Source organism: Streptomyces sp. WM6378, assembly GCF_001279695.1.
Taxonomy (GTDB): domain Bacteria; phylum Actinomycetota; class Actinomycetes; order Streptomycetales; family Streptomycetaceae; genus Streptomyces.
Map to the genome: position 1 here is coordinate 1 of NZ_LGDD01000257.1, position 15,919 is coordinate 15,919.

Annotated in this window: 15 protein-coding genes and 2 pseudogenes; 11 read left to right on the forward strand and 6 right to left on the reverse strand. The window is 69.9% G+C overall.

All coding sequences use genetic code 11. The features are described from left to right. Positions 1-211 (forward strand): LLM class flavin-dependent oxidoreductase (locus ADK54_RS20110; protein WP_159047849.1); only part of this gene is annotated, 211 nt, incomplete at its 5' end. 250 nt (positions 212-461) lie between these two features. Here ADK54_RS20110 and ADK54_RS47590 read toward each other — a convergent pair. Beyond that, positions 462-623 (reverse strand): annotated as a pseudogene (locus ADK54_RS47590) (phytanoyl-CoA dioxygenase); the annotation flags it as partial. A gap of 437 nt (positions 624-1,060) precedes the next feature. Between ADK54_RS47590 and ADK54_RS20115 the strand changes: the two are divergent. Together ADK54_RS20115 and ADK54_RS47595 are read left to right on the forward strand one after the other, a co-directional pair. Next, entirely contained in the window at positions 1,061-2,857 is a 1,797-nt protein-coding gene (locus ADK54_RS20115; protein ID WP_159047850.1) for an alkaline phosphatase family protein, read from the forward strand. Positions 2,858-3,578: 721 nt separating this feature from the next. Further along, positions 3,579-3,811 (forward strand): annotated as a pseudogene (locus ADK54_RS47595) (hypothetical protein); the annotation flags it as partial. Between the two features lie 327 nt (positions 3,812-4,138). Here ADK54_RS47595 and ADK54_RS20125 read toward each other — a convergent pair. Next, positions 4,139-5,038 (reverse strand): CPBP family intramembrane glutamic endopeptidase, encoded by a 900-nt coding sequence (locus ADK54_RS20125; RefSeq protein ID WP_053727053.1) that lies wholly within the window; start codon positions 5,036-5,038, stop codon positions 4,139-4,141. A 112-nt stretch (positions 5,039-5,150) separates the two neighbouring features. Between ADK54_RS20125 and ADK54_RS20130 the strand changes: the two genes are divergently transcribed. The 6 genes from ADK54_RS20130 (at position 5,151) to ADK54_RS20155 (ending at position 10,746) form a co-directional block, all read left to right on the forward strand. After that, positions 5,151-6,395, forward strand: a complete 1,245-nt coding sequence (locus tag ADK54_RS20130; protein WP_199827002.1) for a sensor histidine kinase — start codon at positions 5,151-5,153, stop codon at positions 6,393-6,395. Beyond that, complete coding sequence (locus ADK54_RS20135) at positions 6,383-7,060, forward strand: LuxR C-terminal-related transcriptional regulator (protein ID WP_053727054.1); 678 nt, start codon at positions 6,383-6,385, stop codon at positions 7,058-7,060. Before ADK54_RS20130 ends, ADK54_RS20135 begins: the two co-directional genes overlap by 13 nt. A gap of 324 nt (positions 7,061-7,384) precedes the next feature. Beyond that, positions 7,385-8,209 (forward strand): CPBP family intramembrane glutamic endopeptidase, encoded by an 825-nt coding sequence (locus tag ADK54_RS20140; protein WP_053727055.1) that lies wholly within the window; start codon positions 7,385-7,387, stop codon positions 8,207-8,209. Then, positions 8,206-9,507 (forward strand): sensor histidine kinase, encoded by a 1,302-nt coding sequence (locus ADK54_RS20145; protein ID WP_234392142.1) that lies wholly within the window; start codon positions 8,206-8,208, stop codon positions 9,505-9,507. Before ADK54_RS20140 ends, ADK54_RS20145 begins: the two co-directional genes overlap by 4 nt. After that, complete coding sequence (locus ADK54_RS20150; RefSeq protein ID WP_053727056.1) at positions 9,459-10,103, forward strand: response regulator transcription factor; 645 nt, start codon at positions 9,459-9,461, stop codon at positions 10,101-10,103. The genes ADK54_RS20145 and ADK54_RS20150 overlap by 49 nt, the downstream gene beginning before the upstream one ends. Positions 10,104-10,557: 454 nt before the next feature. Continuing rightward, positions 10,558-10,746: a hypothetical protein gene (locus tag ADK54_RS20155; RefSeq protein ID WP_053727057.1), complete on the forward strand. Its 189-nt coding sequence runs from the start codon at positions 10,558-10,560 to the stop codon at positions 10,744-10,746. On the opposite strand, the gene ADK54_RS47600 is transcribed toward ADK54_RS20155, so the two are convergent. Then, a complete protein-coding gene (locus ADK54_RS47600; RefSeq protein WP_234392143.1) occupies positions 10,728-11,378 on the reverse strand; it encodes a DUF6193 family natural product biosynthesis protein in 651 nt (216 codons plus the stop codon). The two genes, ADK54_RS20155 and ADK54_RS47600, sit on opposite strands and share 19 nt — an antisense overlap. 390 nt (positions 11,379-11,768) lie before the next feature. Here ADK54_RS47600 and ADK54_RS20160 point away from each other — a divergent pair, with 390 nt between their 5' ends. After that, positions 11,769-13,067 carry a peptide ligase PGM1-related protein gene (locus tag ADK54_RS20160; protein WP_053727058.1) on the forward strand — a complete coding sequence of 433 codons (1,299 nt, stop codon included), beginning with the start codon at positions 11,769-11,771 and terminating at the stop codon, positions 13,065-13,067. Here ADK54_RS20160 and ADK54_RS20165 read toward each other — a convergent pair. The 3 genes from ADK54_RS20165 to ADK54_RS20175 form a co-directional block, all read right to left on the reverse strand. Then, on the reverse strand, positions 13,013-13,582 hold the full coding sequence (locus tag ADK54_RS20165; protein ID WP_053727059.1) for an SET domain-containing protein: 570 nt from the start codon (positions 13,580-13,582) through the stop codon (positions 13,013-13,015). The two genes, ADK54_RS20160 and ADK54_RS20165, sit on opposite strands and share 55 nt — an antisense overlap. 195 nt (positions 13,583-13,777) lie before the next feature. Then, positions 13,778-14,134 carry a nuclear transport factor 2 family protein gene (locus tag ADK54_RS20170; RefSeq protein ID WP_053727060.1) on the reverse strand — a complete coding sequence of 119 codons (357 nt, stop codon included), beginning with the start codon at positions 14,132-14,134 and terminating at the stop codon, positions 13,778-13,780. A gap of 31 nt (positions 14,135-14,165) precedes the next feature. Continuing rightward, positions 14,166-14,909 carry an SDR family oxidoreductase gene (locus ADK54_RS20175; protein ID WP_053727061.1) on the reverse strand — a complete coding sequence of 248 codons (744 nt, stop codon included), beginning with the start codon at positions 14,907-14,909 and terminating at the stop codon, positions 14,166-14,168. 139 nt (positions 14,910-15,048) lie between these two features. Here ADK54_RS20175 and ADK54_RS20180 point away from each other — a divergent pair, with 139 nt between their 5' ends. After that, entirely contained in the window at positions 15,049-15,897 is an 849-nt protein-coding gene (locus tag ADK54_RS20180) for a helix-turn-helix domain-containing protein (RefSeq protein ID WP_053727062.1), read from the forward strand. Positions 15,898-15,919 lie beyond the last annotated feature (22 nt).

The window sequence follows — 15,919 nt, forward strand, 5'->3', positions numbered from 1 at the left end:
CCGCACCGACAACCCCGACACCGCCTTCGTACCCGACGAGATCGTCGACCGCTTCTGCCTGCTCGGCCCGCCCCAGGCCCACATCGAGAAGCTGAAGGCGCTGCGCGACCTCGGCGTCGACCAGTTCGCCCTGTACGCCATGCACGACGCCCGCGAGGAAGTCATCGACACCTACGGACAGCACATCATCCCCGCCTTGACTCAGGGTTGAGCGTCGGCCCGCCGGACCGCCGCTTTCCGCCCGGCGATGGCCGGTGGGGCTCCGCGCGCCGAGGCGCGGCCCCACCTTCAGCGCCGGGGACGCACGCTCACGATCTGGCCTCCTGACAGTTCACCAAGGCGCCTCACCAAGGCGCCCACGGCCGGTCACGCCCGTGGCCACTCTGCACGCCCCGTCCGGGCATACGAGCAGTAGGCCAGCCGCCGAACCGACCTCGGCGCGGGAGGACAGACACCTGACTGTCCGGCTCCTCCTCCTGCGGGAAGCGCAGCGGGAACGTGCCCAGCGAGTAGCGCGGCTCCCAACTTCCCGTGCGGCCGGGCAGGTCGTACGCATGCTGGAGGGGCAGGGAGTTGGGTGCCGCGGCTAACGGCCCCTGTGCCCTGCCCGCCACGCAGTTCACGGCTGCGTAGTTGCGCATCCAACGCCGAGAGCACATCGAACCACTGCATCACATTGCCGCGGGTCAGGGCAGCACCGGGGTGAGAGCAGCCAGGCCGAGCGCCGAGCCCGGCGGGCCGCCGTCGCGGGCAGTGCTGCCTCGGTGAACACCCGGGAGACATCCGCTTGCCGCTCGGAGACAGAGATGCGGCGAAGTCCTGGTACCGCAAATCGCCACCACCGGCGACGAGAACGGCCTGCGAAGCCCCGCACGGATTCTCGCCAGGGCAGCCATGACCATCACCATGCCAACTTGTCTAATCAAGTTTGGACTTGGTTCTTCCGTCTGACGGCGGGGATCGATATCCATGTCCCGTTCATCGTGCACGGCCGGGGCCGAACGGCCCGCTCCCTCATGACACCCACCCTTTTCACACGGGACGAGGTACAGAAATGCACTTGCGCCGAAGACTCCTCAGCTGGGGGCTCGCCCTCCTCGGCTTGCTGATCTTCTCCCCTCCCCCGGCCCACGCGGCCGGGGGCAGCGGCAATCTCATCGTCAACGGCGATGCGGAGGCCGGGGGTTACTGCACTGACGACTGGGCGGCGGCCACCACTGTGCCCGGCTGGACCGCTCAGGCCGGCGGGGTGAACGTGATGTGCCACACCGCTGGTTCGTTCGGGCTGCCCAGCGACGGCAACGCTCCTGGCAAGGCCTTCTTCGGGCCCGGCAACTTCGGTGACGGTTCGATGTCGCAGACCGTCGACGTCTCCTCGGCGGCCGCGGCGGTGGACGGCGGCGGGGTGAGCTACAACCTCTCCGGTTGGCTCGGCGGCTGGACCACCTACAGCGGGTACGCCGCCGTGAGCCTGCACTTCCAGGACGCGAACGGCCGTCCGCTGGGCAGCATCGCCAAGCTGCCCACGGTCTCCGCCTCCGACCGGGCCCTGGCCACCAAGTTCCTCGCCCGTAGCACCACCGGTCCGGTACCTGCGGGTACCCGCTCGATCCAGGTCGAGGTGCAGTTCCTGTCGACGTCACACGAGACCGGCTACGTCGACAACCTCTCCCTCACCCTGAACACACCGGTCACTGCGCCGGCCCCGCTCACTCCTCCCGTGTCGAAAGTGCCGGGCTACGACCACGTGTTCATGGTCATGATGGAGAACACCGACTACTCCGCCATCATGAACGATCCGACCGACACGCCCTACCTGCACAGCCTCATGGATCAGGGCGCGACCATGACCGACTTCCACGGCGTCTACCACCCCAGCGACGAGAACTACCTCGCCGTCGCCGGCGGCGACACCTACGCCAAGGGCGCCACTTACTGGCCCAACATCAACTCGCCCCAACGCCACCTGGGCGACACCCTGGAGGCGGCCGGCAAGAGCTGGAAGGCCTACGAACAGGGGATGGGCACGCCCTGCAACACCAAGAACAACAATGACAGTTACTACGAGCCCGACGACGCGCCGTTCATCAACTACACCAATGTCAGTGGCAACGCGTCACGCTGTGCCGCGCACCTCTTCGACACCACGCAGCTCGCCACCGACCTCAGTTCGGCTTCGACCACTCCGAACTTCTCCTGGATCGCCGCCGACGACTACTACGACGGCGAGGCCTCCGGCAACGGCAACGTCACCAGCCTCAAGACCCAGGACGGCTGGCTGAAGCAGACCCTCGCCCCGGTCCTGACCTCTCCCGCCTGGACCCAGCAGCGCTCACTACTCGTCCTGACTTGGGACGAGAGCAACAATGAGGCGTACAACCACATCGTGACCACGCTCGTGGGTTCCCAGGGCACCGTTCCGGCAGCGACCACCAGTCCCGCCCACTACGACCACTACGGCATCGCCCGCACCATCGAAGCGGCCCTCGGCCTGCCCGGTCTGACTGCCAATGACACCTACGCAACGCCGCTCAACACGGCCTTCGCACCGTACAACGGGACGACGCCGACTCTCACCGGCGACCTGAACTCGGTCGCGAACGGCGGCAACGTCACCTTCCGGTACTCGGTGCCGTCCGCCGCGCAGGTAAACGCGAAGAACTGGATCGGCATCTACCCGGCCGGTGTCGCCCCCGGCAAGCAGTCGTCCCTGGCCTGGGCCTACGCACCCGACTCCAGCGGCGCGGCGACCTTCTCCACCGGCAAACTGAGCGGCCCGGGCAACTACGACGTGTACTACCTGGCCAATGACGGCTACTCGGTGCTGGCCGGACCGTTCTCACTCGCCGTGGGCTGATCCAGCAGCCTTGCTCCGGCACACCAGGCAGCACCCGAGGCGAGGCACGGGTGGGATGGCGCGTAGCGAACGGGGGTGCCAGGCGGGCCTGCGCAGAAACACCCGCCCAGGCCGGGGACCTGCGGTTCCCGAGACTCCCCGGAGGCCAACCACCCGGCCTGTTTACCGCCCTGTGCCGTAGCGGTGGGCACGGCACCACCGCCGAGTCGTCTTCGGCCACTGATCCCCGCCACGAAGCCTCTGCCGGCCTCCGGGCCGGCGGGGGCTTTTCGCCTCCGCTGCCTGGGACGGTGTTGTATCGGCTCGCCCAGCGGAACGCCGCGAGCCTCGTGTGGCGGGGGGAAGCCGCGCTTTCGCGCCCTTGAGCGTCTCCCGCCTCACAGCCTCGATCCAGCTCTCCGCCGCGATGTTGTCCACTGAACTCCCTACGGCGCCCATGCTCCTGCCGTAAGCCGCAGCCCGGCGCAGCACCTCGTTCTCCTGCTCCAGCAGCTTGATCCGACGGCGCGCTTCCCGTAGTTCAGCCCTCTCCTGGCTGGACGTTCCGAGCTTCGTCCCGTCGTCGATGTCCGCGCGAGGCATCCATTTCCACAGCGTCATCGCGTGGACTCCGAAGCCGGTGGCCACCTGCTCGACCATCACACCCGAACCGCGGTTCCTCGCGACCCGCACGACATCCACGAAGCCTTCCTCGGTCTCGCCGCATGCCTCACCCATCGACACGTCCTACGCCGGTACGGAGCCGGTGGTGGGTGCCCGGCATCCCGCGGTGCAGCGCCTGCTCTTCTTCCTGTCCGAGTCCCCCCCCGGGACGCCGGGCAGGTCAACGACCGGCGGCTGACGCTGCTGCGCGAGCAGCGTGATCCCGGTTTCCGCACCAAGCCTCAGCTGGCCGCCGCCCTGGTGGCCGAGGGCAAACAGGCCGGCTTTCCCTGCCGGGCGGTCGTGGCCGACTAGCGCGCCCGGCAGCCGGCGTCCTCAAGGTCCGTGACGCGGTTGCCGCCTGCGCCACCCAGGACGCGGTCGGATACGTGGTGGCGCCGAGGATCCGGATGCGACGGATGGCGTGCTCGATGACGGCGAATACCTACAGCCTCGCTCCGGTCAGGGTGACCGTTTCGAAGAAGTCGCAGGCCAACAGGGGGCGTCGGCTTGGGAGCGCAAGAAGTCGGCCCACGTGCTGGAGCTCCATTCGAGCGCGGGGTCGATCCCGGCCTCCCTACTGGGCATCGTCTGACCAGCGCAACTACAAGATCACCGGACTCTGCAACGGCCTTGAGTCTAGCGGCGGGACGCGGTCAGCTGGCCTTCCAGCGCCGGCAGGGGCTGGTCCCGCCCGGCGCGCCGTCGGTAGGCCAGCCAGATGGCCAGCACGGCGAGCGCGGTGACCGGCCAGGTCGAGATGCTCAGCGGGCCGGCGAGCAGCGGGTCGACGAGGCGGCCCGACACCTCGCGGGTGAGTGGCAGTGTGAACTCGTTGAGCGACAGGTGCGCCGCGACGGCCGCCCACACCGATCCGGTGGACAACCGGACGGTGGCGATCACCGTTCCGAGCAGCATCGCGGTCACCACGGCGACGGGTATGCCCAGCAGCACCGAATGGCCGGGGTAGCTTCCGCCGAGCGCCGTCATCGGGACGTGCCACGCCCCCCAGATCGCGCCGCCGATCAGGAGGCCGCGGGTCCTGCCGTAGCGGAGCAGCCGGGGCAACAGGTAGCCCTGCCAGCCGAGTTCCTCACCGAAGTACAGCGGAACGGACAGCAGCGCGCTCAGCACGAGCGGCGCGACGGTGGCGGGCCCGGGCAGGTGCGCGGGGGTGTACCAGCCGACGAGCGTGGCCACGGTCAACCCGGCGGCGGTGAGGCCGAGCGGGATCGTCAGGGCGACAGCGACGGAGCGGACTTCGTGCCGCCACGGTGTGGCCCTGGCGAGTCCGAGGACCCGCGCGGCCTGGCGCGGCCCCCGGCCGCGCGCGGTGAGACCGAACGCGGCCAGCGCCGGCACCAGCATCATCAGGATCATGCACAGCGCCGCGAGCCGCGGCGTCCCCTGCGCGGCGCTCGTCCGGCGCAGGCCGTCCACCCACAGCGGGATCATGGTGACCCACGCACCGACGAAACTGATCGACAGGAAGAGGATGAGATCGGAGCGGGAGCCGCCCGAAGTGCTCGTTCGTTTCATGGCCCTGACGCTACGAACCGCAGGGCGACCGGGGCGATCGTGCAGGCTCGCCGGCCGATGGTGTAGCACGCTCCACTGCGCCGGGAGGCCGAGGAGGGGAAGACTGGCCGCCGTGAACGACATATCGATGACGCGAGCGAGCGCGGCGCGTTCGGCCCGTGCCGCCGGGTACTGCGCGACCGTGTTCGGCCGCGGACTGGCCCTGGTCGTACTGGTGCCCGTCCTCATGTACTCGGCCGTACTCTGCCTGGTCGGCGTGGGTCTGCTCATACTGCCGCACGAGCTCCGGCTGCTGCGCCGGCTGGCCGACGGCGAACGTGACCGGCTGGGACGGTGGGCGGCGGCGCCCACGCCACCGGCCGGACCGCACGCGCGAAGGCGCCTGATGGCGGTGCTGTCGGATCCGGCAACCGGCCGCGACCTGCGGTGGGCGGCAGCCATGACGGTCGCCGGCACCGTACTCGGGCTCATCGGCACGGTGCTGTTCCTGTTCCCGGCGGCCGTGCTCGTGCTCGGCGGCCTGTGGTGGCTGTTCCCCGCGGACGATCCGATCAGGCTGATCCTGAACGTCCCGATCGACAGTTGGGGATCCGCGGTCTACGCCGGGGTTCCGCAGTTCCTGCTGAGCGTGCTGCTCGCCCTGTTCGGCCCGCCGCTGCTCGCCAGGCTGGCGGCGTCCGTGAGCCGGTGGCTGCTCGCCCCCTCGGCCGCCGCGGTCCTCGCCGAACGCGTGTCGACGCTGGACCGGACACGCACCGGGGCGATCGACGCGCACGGCAACGAACTGCGCCGCATCGAACGGGACTTGCACGACGGCACCCAGGCCCGGCTGGTGTCCCTGGCCATGCAACTCGGGCTCGCCGAAAGGACGCTGAGCGCCGATCCCACCGCGGTCGGCCCGCTGCTGACCCGGGCACGGGAGGGCGCCGAGGAGGCGATGGCCGAACTGCGCGACGTGCTGCGCTCCGTCTACCCGCCGATCCTCGCCGACCGGGGCCTCGCCGGTGCGGTCTCGGCGGTCGTCGCCCGCTGCCCGGTGCCCGCCACCCTCGAACTCGGCGAACTCGGCGACGTACCGGCCCAGATCGAGGTCGCCGTGTACTTCGCCATCGCCGAGGCGCTCACCAACGCGGCCAAGCACGCCCACGCCCGCTCCGTGTCGGTCACCCTGGCCAGGGCCGGCGGCACGCTCCGCGCGCAGATCACGGACGACGGCCGCGGCGGGGCAGCCGAGGGCGGCGGCACCGGGCTGCGCGGGATGCGGCAGCGCGTCGAGGCAGTCGACGGCGTACTGCGGGTCCAGAGCCCGCCGGGCGGGCCCACCGTGATCACCGTGGAGTGCCCGTGCGGATCGTGATCGCCGAGGACAACGCGCTGCTCGCGCAGGGACTCACCGCGCTGCTGGAGGCCCTGGGGAACGAGGTGCTCGCCACGACCGAGGACGCCGAGTCCTTCGTGACGGCCGCCGTCACCCACCGGCCGGACGTGGCCGTGGTGGACGTCCGCCTCCCGCCGTCCTTCACCGACGAGGGCATCAGGGCCGCGCTGCGCGCCCGGGAACGTGTGCCCGGCCTGCCGATACTCGTACTCTCCCAGTACGTCGAGGACACCTACGCCCGAGAACTGCTCGCCGACGGCACCGGCGTCGGCTACCTGCTCAAGGACCGGGTCGCCCGCGTCGACGACTTCCTGGAGGCGCTCCACCGGGTGGCGGGCGGCGGCACGGCGCTGGATCCCGACGTGGTCCGGCAGCTGCTCGCGACGCGCGGCAACCCGCTGTCGCGGCTCACCGAGCGCGAACGCGAAGTGCTCGCGATGATGGCCCAGGGATACGGGAACTCCGAGATCGCCGATCGCCTCGTGGTCACCGAGCGGGCCGTGCACAAGCACGTGGGAAACATCTTCGTGAAGCTCGACCTCCCGCCCCAGGACAGCGGCGACCGGCGCGTCCTCGCAGTCCTCACCCACCTCGGAGCCCCTCAGCGCCGATCCCGACGGCCTGGACCGGAAGCCGCTTGCTAGCTCGTCTCGTGCCGGGCGATCTCAGCCCCGCGCGCCGAAATGGGGTGCGCAGGGGACTGAAGATCGCCCGTAGGGGCGCCCTGGGTCGTTCTCGACGGTGCACCTCGCGCCGGGCCTTGGACTGGGAGATCACTGCACGCCGTCGGGACCGAATCCCGCCGCAGCGTTGAGAGCAGCTTGGGGTGCAGCTGGATACACCCCGGTCGGGCAGCTACACGCAATGGCCGCCCGCCCCCGAACCGGAATCGTCGTACCCGACACCGACGGGCCCAGCGCCCGTACGGCACACCACGGCAACGACGATCACCACAGGGGACGGGCGGCATGCAGACGAAGAAGAAGGCGTGGAAGGCGGAGGCGGGCGTGTTCCTCGCCGTCGCGTTCGTGGCGGCAGGGGCACTGGGCGCGGCGCAGGGCGCGACGGGGATCCCGACCGTCGTCCTCCAGTTGACGCAGTTCGGCCCCACCCTGGGGGTGGCGGCGGTGGCCCTGCTGTGGCCGTCCCGGATCCGACACCGGCTCGTCGGCACCCTGCCCTCCCGCCGGCCGAGTGAGCCGGGCGCACACTGCCCGAACCCCGCCCCCTCCCTGATACTCCTCACCGCACCGCTGATCATCGCGCTCACCGCGGGCACCTACGCATGGGTCGAGGGCACCCTCCCGATCACTGACCCGAGCACCCTGGGCAGCCCGTTCGCGCTGATCGTCGTCGCGCAACTGATCGGCGCGTGCGGCGAGGAGATCGGCTGGCGCTGTCTGCTCCAGCCTCTCCTGCGGACCCGGTTCGGCCCGCTCATGTCCTCGATCACAGTGGGCGTGGTGTGGGGCCTGTGGCACGTGCAGGTCTTCACCCACGCCCCGGCGTACGCGGCCGGGTTCCTGCTGGCCACTGTGGCGATGTCGGTCGTTCTCGGGCTCAGCCAGGAGCGCACCCGGACGAACCGGCTGCTGCTCGCCGGCGGCTTCCACACCCTCATCAACCTGGGAATGCTGCTCTTCCTCAACGACGAGTCCGGCGCGGACCTGTCCATGATGCTGTTCGGCCTCGCCGCCCTGCTGGCGATGGTCCCGTGGGTGCTTCGGGCACCGACGATTAGGATTCTGCCGACGGCGCACAGGGCGCGCGCTGACGCGGGGGAACACACGTGACGACCACGACCACACCACACGGGAACCCACCCCCACTCCTCAGCCGACTGATCGCCCTCGGCCGCTGCCAGCTGCTCTCTCTGAACGCCTTCGCGGTCTGCGCCGTCGGCTCGCTCGTGGTCTGCGCGCTGCTGCTCCTCCCCATCGGCGTCGGATTCCCACTACTGCCGCCCGCGGCGACGGCCCTGCGCCAACTCTCCGACCGCTACCGCGCATGGGTCACCCGATGGACGGCCACACCCGTCAGCCCACCCGAACCGCTAGCCCACACCGGTACCGGCAGCCGCCGCGGGCGAGCGGCCGCCGTCCTCGGCGACGAGGGCTTCTGGCACGACCTCCGATGGGCCTGGCTGGAGCCGCTGGTCGGCGGGCTGATCGTCGCCGGGCCGCTCGCACTCGTCGGCTACGGGCTGTTCGGTGTGCTGGTACAGCCGTTCATCTGGCCGTTCATCGGCCCCGACAATTGGTACGCCTTCGTCCCCGTCGACTCCGTCGCCACGATGCTCGTCGCCGCCGTTCTCGGTCTGGGGTTCATCGCCGCCGGGCTGCTCCTCGCGCCCACCACACTCGAACTGCACGCCGTCTGGAGCAGCCGGGTCCTCGCCGCGCCGCGCACCGCCGAACTCGTCCGCCGCATCGAGCACCTCACCGACACCCGGGCCGACGCGCTCGACGCCCAGGCCGCCGAGCTCCAGCGCATCGAACGGGACCTGCACGACGGCGCCCAGGCCCGGCTCGTCGCTCTCGGCCTCACCCTGGACAAGGCCACCCGCCTGCTCGACACCGATCCACCGGCCGGCCGCGAACTCCTCCTCGAAGTCCGGGCCACCTCTGCCCGCGCCCTCCAGGACCTCCGCGAGCTCGTCCACGGCATCCACCCGCCGATCCTCACCGATCGCGGCCTCGGCGACGCCGTCCGCTCCCTCGCCCTGGACAGCCACCTCGACGTCCACGTCGAGTCCGCGCTGCCCGGGCGGCTCCCGACCCCCGTCGAGTCCGCCGCCTACTTCGCCGTCGGCGAGCTGCTCGCCAACGCGGCCAAGCACTCCGGCGCCCGCGAGGTCCGCATACGCCTCGCCCACGCGGACGCCGCCCTGCACGTCACGGTCACCGACGACGGCCACGGCGGCGCCGACACCTCCCGGGGCAGCGGCCTGCACGGCATCCGGCGCAGGCTGAGTACCTTCGACGGGACCCTCGCCCTGCACAGCCCGCCGGGCGGACCCACCATCGTGACCCTGGAGATACCGTGCGCGTCGTCATCGCCGAAGACCTCTTCCTCCTCCGCGACGGCCTGATCCGAACCCTCCAGGACCACGGCTGCGAGGTCGTCGCCGCCGTCGACAACAGCCCCGAACTCCTGCGCGCCCTGCGCGAGCTGGAACCCGACGTCGCCGTCGTCGACATCCGCCTGCCCCCGACCTTCACCGACGAGGGCCTCCAGGCCACCCTCGCCGCCCGCCGCGAACGCCCCGGCCTGCCCGTGCTGATCCTCTCCCAGTACGTCGAGCAGCTCTACGCCCATGAACTCCTCGCCGGCGGCCAGGGCGCAATCGGCTACCTGCTCAAGGACCGTGTCACCCACACCGCTCAGTTCATCGACGCCCTCCGCACCGTCGCCTCCGGCGGCACCGTCATGGACCCCCAGGTCATCGCCAAACTCCTCGCCCGCAGCGACGCCCGCGGCACCACCGCCGACCTCACCCCGCGCGAACACGACGTCCTCGAACTCATGGCCGAAGGCCGATCCAACGCCGCGATCATGAGCACCCTTCACATCAGCGAAAGCGCCGTCGCCAAACACACCGCGAGCATCTTCACCAAGCTCCGCATCGAGCCCTCCGCCGACGACAACCGCCGCGTCCTGGCCGTCCTCACCTACCTCAAGCGCTAACGGCTCGGTCCGCGACGGAGTGTCAAATGGACGGCGGGCCTTCGATCGAGCGGACTGTGCCCCCTGACCGACCGGTAGTTGGGGCACAGGCGGTGCCTTCACGGTGTCGTCGCCCTTGGGGCCGCATGGCTGTCCGCCGTATCGCCGTCACCACTGCCTGACTACTTGCTCGCCGTCACGGCGGCTGGCTGTTCGGGCGGTACATCCTCCGACAGCGGGAAGCATCCGTAAGCGCCAACGCCGAGTGCGTCCGGCAGCTCGGCGCCGGGCGCGAGCGGCCCCGGCGCGCCCTTGCAGTACGGGCCTGTTCCACAAGCGAAGTACCAGGTGCAGGCCCGGGCCCAGCCAGCCGCCTGCCAGGGCACGCCACTTCGGATACACGGCGTCGAAGAAGCCGCTGGAGGACAAGACGTGCACGCCCAGCGCACTCAACCCGAAGGTCACCACCGCGACGTTGAAGACCACGATCTGCCAGTCCGGCTACACCTCGACGCTCCGGCCGGCCGCCAGCATCACCGGCGCGGAGAAGGCGGCGAACGCCAAGTCCTACGGCTACACCGGCGCGCTGCATGACGCGGAGTACGACCGCCTAGTAGTGCTTCAGGTGACAGTCGTCACGACCAGTCACACGTGCTGTGACTGAGAGCGCAGTTGGCACCGTTCGCCATGTGAGGTGCTCAGAGTGGGTGAGCTGGACTGCGTCGTCCCGGAGCTTCGCTGCCGTGCCCGTAATCGGTCGGTCAGCTGGCTCGGCCCAGGCGATAGCTCGCGTACGGCCCGTGCCACAGCCTCGCCAGGAGTGGCGAACAGGCCGAGATCCGGAGTCAGGAAGCCCCTTCCCACCCCGAATGTGCCGTCGCTGTTCGCCGTCAGGCACGGTCCTGTCGGATTCAGGTCCGGGCGCGTGGTGGTCGAGAAGCGCAGTGCCCAGTGGCTGGTGAACGGGTACAGGGTGCGCAGGGTCAGCTCGGCGTACGCGGCTTCGATCAGGCTCCGGTAGGCGGGCGCCCAGGGGTGGGACAGTTCGCTCGCCTCCAGGCGAAGGTGCTGCCACTCGCTTTCCACCCGGCGCACAGGATCGGGGCCGACCAGTTCAAACTTCGAGTCTCGACGTCGAAGTAGCGCTCCGGTCCTGAATCTGACACATAACTGCCCCTCCGATGCCGGTGCCTGCCCTGCAGGAGTGCTTGGACGACAAGGTCCTCGGCCAACCACCCACCAGGCGAGGGCCGGACAGCAAATGGTGCGAACCGCCCCGCGCAGTGGGACTTCCATTGACGGCAGGCTGCAGAAGCAGCTCGGCAAGCTCGGCGGAGAAGTGGGCAGTGGTCAGCCGATCTGACTGACCCTTTCGACCTGATGGTGGGATCTGCTGCCAGCGGCCCCGGTTTCCCTGCTCGCCCGGACCCGCACGGGTACCTCGCCCGGGCCGTCGACGACGAGCGGAAGAAGGTGCGAGCCGGCCAGGCCGTCAGCAAGACGCGAGAGTGGGCCGGGCATGGTTCGTCTCCATGCGTGCGGGACAGGCTGAAGCGATCATCACGTGCCGGTGGGAGGCGATGTGCGCAGGTTGTGGGTGGGTAACTGCAACAGCGAGTACATGGTGAACCGTCCGGAGATCTGGATCCCAGGGAGGCGCTGGGTACTCCGGTCGTCGCGTCGCGCATGGTGTGGCTGCTGCGCGAGGGGGACGCGCTGGTGCTGCCGCAGCCGGTGGACGCGGCGTACGTGGCCCACGTCGGGGCCATGATGGACTTCGGCCCCGCACGTATGGACCTGCTGGACCCGCAGGACCGCGGTGTGCGGGTGCTGAGCCAACAGGTGCTGCGGCAGCCGGAGATGCTGGCTCGTTTGAAGAAGCTCGTGGCCGTCCCCGGCGAGTGGGAGATCCGGGCCTATCTGCCGGACCGTGGGGTCTCCGCGCTGGCGCTGGAGATCGGCCTGCCCGGGGCCGCGGTGTCCGCTTTCGATACACGGGGCGGGGCAGAGCTGTTCAACAGCAAGGTTGCCTTCCGAGCCCTGGCCGCCGGTATCGGTGTTCCCGTTCCGGACGGGGCAGTGTGCGCCACCAGCGGTGATCTGGAGCGGGCACTGGAGCGACTGGCCGTGCCGACCGGGGCGGTCATCGTCAAAGCCGACCGCAGCGGCGGCAGAGCCGGCAACCTGCTGTGCTACAGGGATGCGGGCATGACGGCGGCCGGCGCCGTCGGCACCCACCCACTGAACTCCGACGAGGACCGGCGGGCGATCATCGCTCATACCGGACTGGCCCAGAGCCTCGCTCCCCACGGGCAAGTCGTCCCCGAGACCTACCATCCCGACTGCCGTTCCTTGTGCCTGGAAGTGCACTGCCCCGGCGCCCACTCCGGCCCTCCTCGGCTGCTGAACGTAGGCGAGATGCTGATGGAACCGATCTGGAACGGCTTCATCATGCCCGCCCAGTCCATCCCCTCCCGGGTACTTGAAGAGGTGGTCGGCCACACCCTGCGGCTGACCGGCGCGATGAGCGCATTCGGCTACCGCGGACCGGTCAACAGCGACGCCATCATCAACTCCGCCGGACACGTGTGGTTCAACGAAGTCAACGCCCGGCTCGGCGGCTGCACCCACCTACACCACCTCGCCACCCAACTCCTGGGCCCCCACTGGCAGAACAGCCACGTCCTGGTCTCGCACAACGACCCGCCCACCGCCAGCATCCGCGCACTCCTGAACGCCATGGACCGCGACCAGCTGAGCTTCAACCCGACAACCGGGTCCGGGGTGGTGACCACCGGCGACGACACCCTGAACCAAGGAACCGTCGAGTACGCCGCACTGGCCCCGGATCTGGAAAGCGCCCAGGCCTTGGATAGACGGCTAACGAACCTGAGCGTACGGGGAGTTGTGCAGCAGGGTGCCGCGGCCCCTCAAGCCGGCCCTGCGGTGGCCGTCTGGACGGGGTGTGGGCGGCTGCGCAGGTAGGCCGCCAGGTAGCGGATCGGATCCGTGCGGTACCTGAAGCCCCGAGTGCGGCCTCTGCACTCGGGGCTGCCGCACAGGCAGTCCTCGACCGCGATGCTCTCGTACTCGGTCGTCTCGTAGTCCCAGGTGATCTCCTGCCCGGCAGGAATCGGTACGAGGGCGACGAAGTCGTAGCCGCCGAGCGTGTTGTCGACGACGCCCGTATTGGGCACACAGGAGTGGTTGATGCTGCGGGCCGTCTCGTCGAGTTCGACGTGCAGGTCCCAGTCCTTCTGGAAGGAGTGCCGGGTACGGTGAGGTGCGGCGCGCTCAACCCGGCCCCGCACCACCAACTCACCGACCGCGAACGGCCGATCGGCGTAGACGCCCAACCCCTTGCCACCGGCCTCCCGTACGACGACCCCGCCGGACAGTGCATCCAGTGACCCGTCCTGCATCGGCCGCCCGAGCCCATGGGACGCCGCCTCCTGCGCCGGTAACGCGGCGAAGCCAGCCACGGTGATGTCCTCGTTCATCCGAAGCCTCTCCCGAAAGAACCTTGGGCCGTAAGAAGAGGGACGCTAGCGGCCCCGGAACGGACGCGGCTAGGAACACTTCTCAGCCATCCCATCCGGTCGACACTGCTCCCCCGCGGCCGGGGCCGGCCAGGACAGCGGCTCTGCGGCCTCCCTGCAGCCGTGCGGCGGCCGGCCAGGGGTCGGGATCTCCGATCAGATCTCGTTGTTCCACATGCGGAACATGGTGCAGCGGCCGTTCTTGTCGAACGTCACCGTCCACAGGTTGGCGAACGTACCCAGTTCCTTATAACGGCCGGTGCCTTCGACTGCGGCCGTGTCGCCGTTGAGGGTGAGGAGGGACCAGTCGAAGTCCCACCCTCCCTCCTGCCAGGGTGCGCGGCCCTGCCAGCCTTCGACGATGGCGTCGCGGCCGATCCAGTCGGTCTCGTAGGGCCATTCGTGGTACTCGGCCTGCGAGGCGAACAGGGCGGCGATGTCTTTCTTGCTGTTGCTGGCCCAGGCCCGCAGGTATCCCTCGACCCAGGTGCGTACCTGGTCTTCGGTCACCATGACAGTTGCCTTTCTGTACGGGGAGCGCCGCTCAGCCTTGGGCGGTGGGGCGGATGACGAGTTCGCTTACGTCGACGTCGGCGGGCTGGGTGATCGCGTAGTGGATCGCTTCGCCGATCGCGGCGGCGGGGATCGCGAGGGCCATCTGGCCCGTGACCGCTTCCTTGGTGTCCTGGTCGGCGATGGTGTCGACTAGCTCGCTGCGGGTCAGGCCGGGGCTGATCACGGTGACCCGCAGGTGACGGCTCTCCTGCCGCAGGCCCTCCGACAGGGCGCGGACGGCGTGCTTGGTGGCGCTGTAGACGGCGGCGGTCGGATCGACCCGCAGGCCGGACACGGAGGCGATGTTCACGATGTGCCCGGCACCCTGTGCCTGCATGGTCGGCAGGACGGCGGCAATGCCGTGCAGGACTCCGCGCAGGTTGACGTCGATCATGCGGTCCCACTCGTCGGTCCGCAGCGCGTCCAGGCGGGACAGGGGCATCACCCCGGCGTTGTTGACCAGGACGTCGATGCGGCCGTACCGGTCGAGGGCGGCCTGGACGAAGGAGCGCATGCTGAGCGGGTCGGTCACGTCCAGCGGGTGCGGCAGGGCGCTGCCGCCACCGCCTTCGATCTCCTTGGCGAGGACCGCGAGGCGCTCCACGCGGCGGGCGCCGAGGACCACGTGATGGCCGGCTGCGGCCAGGCGCCGGGCGGTGGCCTCGCCGATGCCGCTGCTGGCCCCGGTGACCAGGACGGTCTTCGGGGCGGCCGTGGTGGACGGGTGCGTCATGCTCGTTTCCTTCGTCAGGGCGACGGCCTCGATGGCGGGCCGTACGGTTCCCTCAGCATGTGCCCGATCGTGCGCAGGCGGCAGGAGGGCTCTTCCTGGGTGCCGCACACCTAGGAAGCGGCGGCGTAGGCTTTTGGGTATGAGCGGCAATGAACTGGGCGAATTCCTGCTGGCGCGCCGTTCCCGGGTCAGTCCGCAGGAGGCGGGGCTTCCCCGCTCCACGGGCCGCCGGGTGAGCGGGTTGCGGCGCGAGGAGGTCGCCGTCCTTGCCGGCGTCAGCGCCGACTACTACGCCCGCCTGGAACAGGGCCGCGAACGGCACCCCTCCGGCCAGGTCATCGACTCCCTCGCCCGAGCCCTGAACCTGGACTCCGACGCGTGCTGGCACGCCTACCGTCTGGCCGGCCTGGTCCCCTGCGATGACGCCCCCGGCCCCGACGCGGAGCGCGTGGCGCCCCAACTGCAACGTCTGATGGACGCCTTTCCGGCGGCGGTCGCGTATGTGGTCAACCGCCGCCTCGACGTTCTCGCGTCGAACGCGCCGGCCACCGCGCTGATGTCGCCGCTGGCGGACCCACGCCACATGGTCCGCTCCCTCTTCCGCGACCCTGCCGCGCGCACCCTGTTCGTGGAGTGGGACACAGTGGCGCGTGACACCGTCGCCGCGATGCGGCTCGCCTACGGCCACGAGCGCCACGACCCCCACCTCGCGGCCCTGATCGGCGAACTCCGCGCCGGGAGCGAGGAGTTCACGGCGCTGTGGGAGCGTCAGGACGTCGCTCGGCTGGGCAGCCGCTTCAAGACCTTCCACCACCCCGTTGCAGGCCGAATGACGCTCTCGTACCAAACGTTCGAGGTGCAGGACGCGCCAGGCCAGAGCCTGCTCGTCGGCACCGCCGAGCCCGGCAGCGAGGACGCCGACCGTTTGGCGTTGCTCTGTGCAGTGCGGCCCCTGGAGGATCAGCAGGTACTCAGCGCTCCTTCGTAACGGAAACCATCGTTTTTGTTTG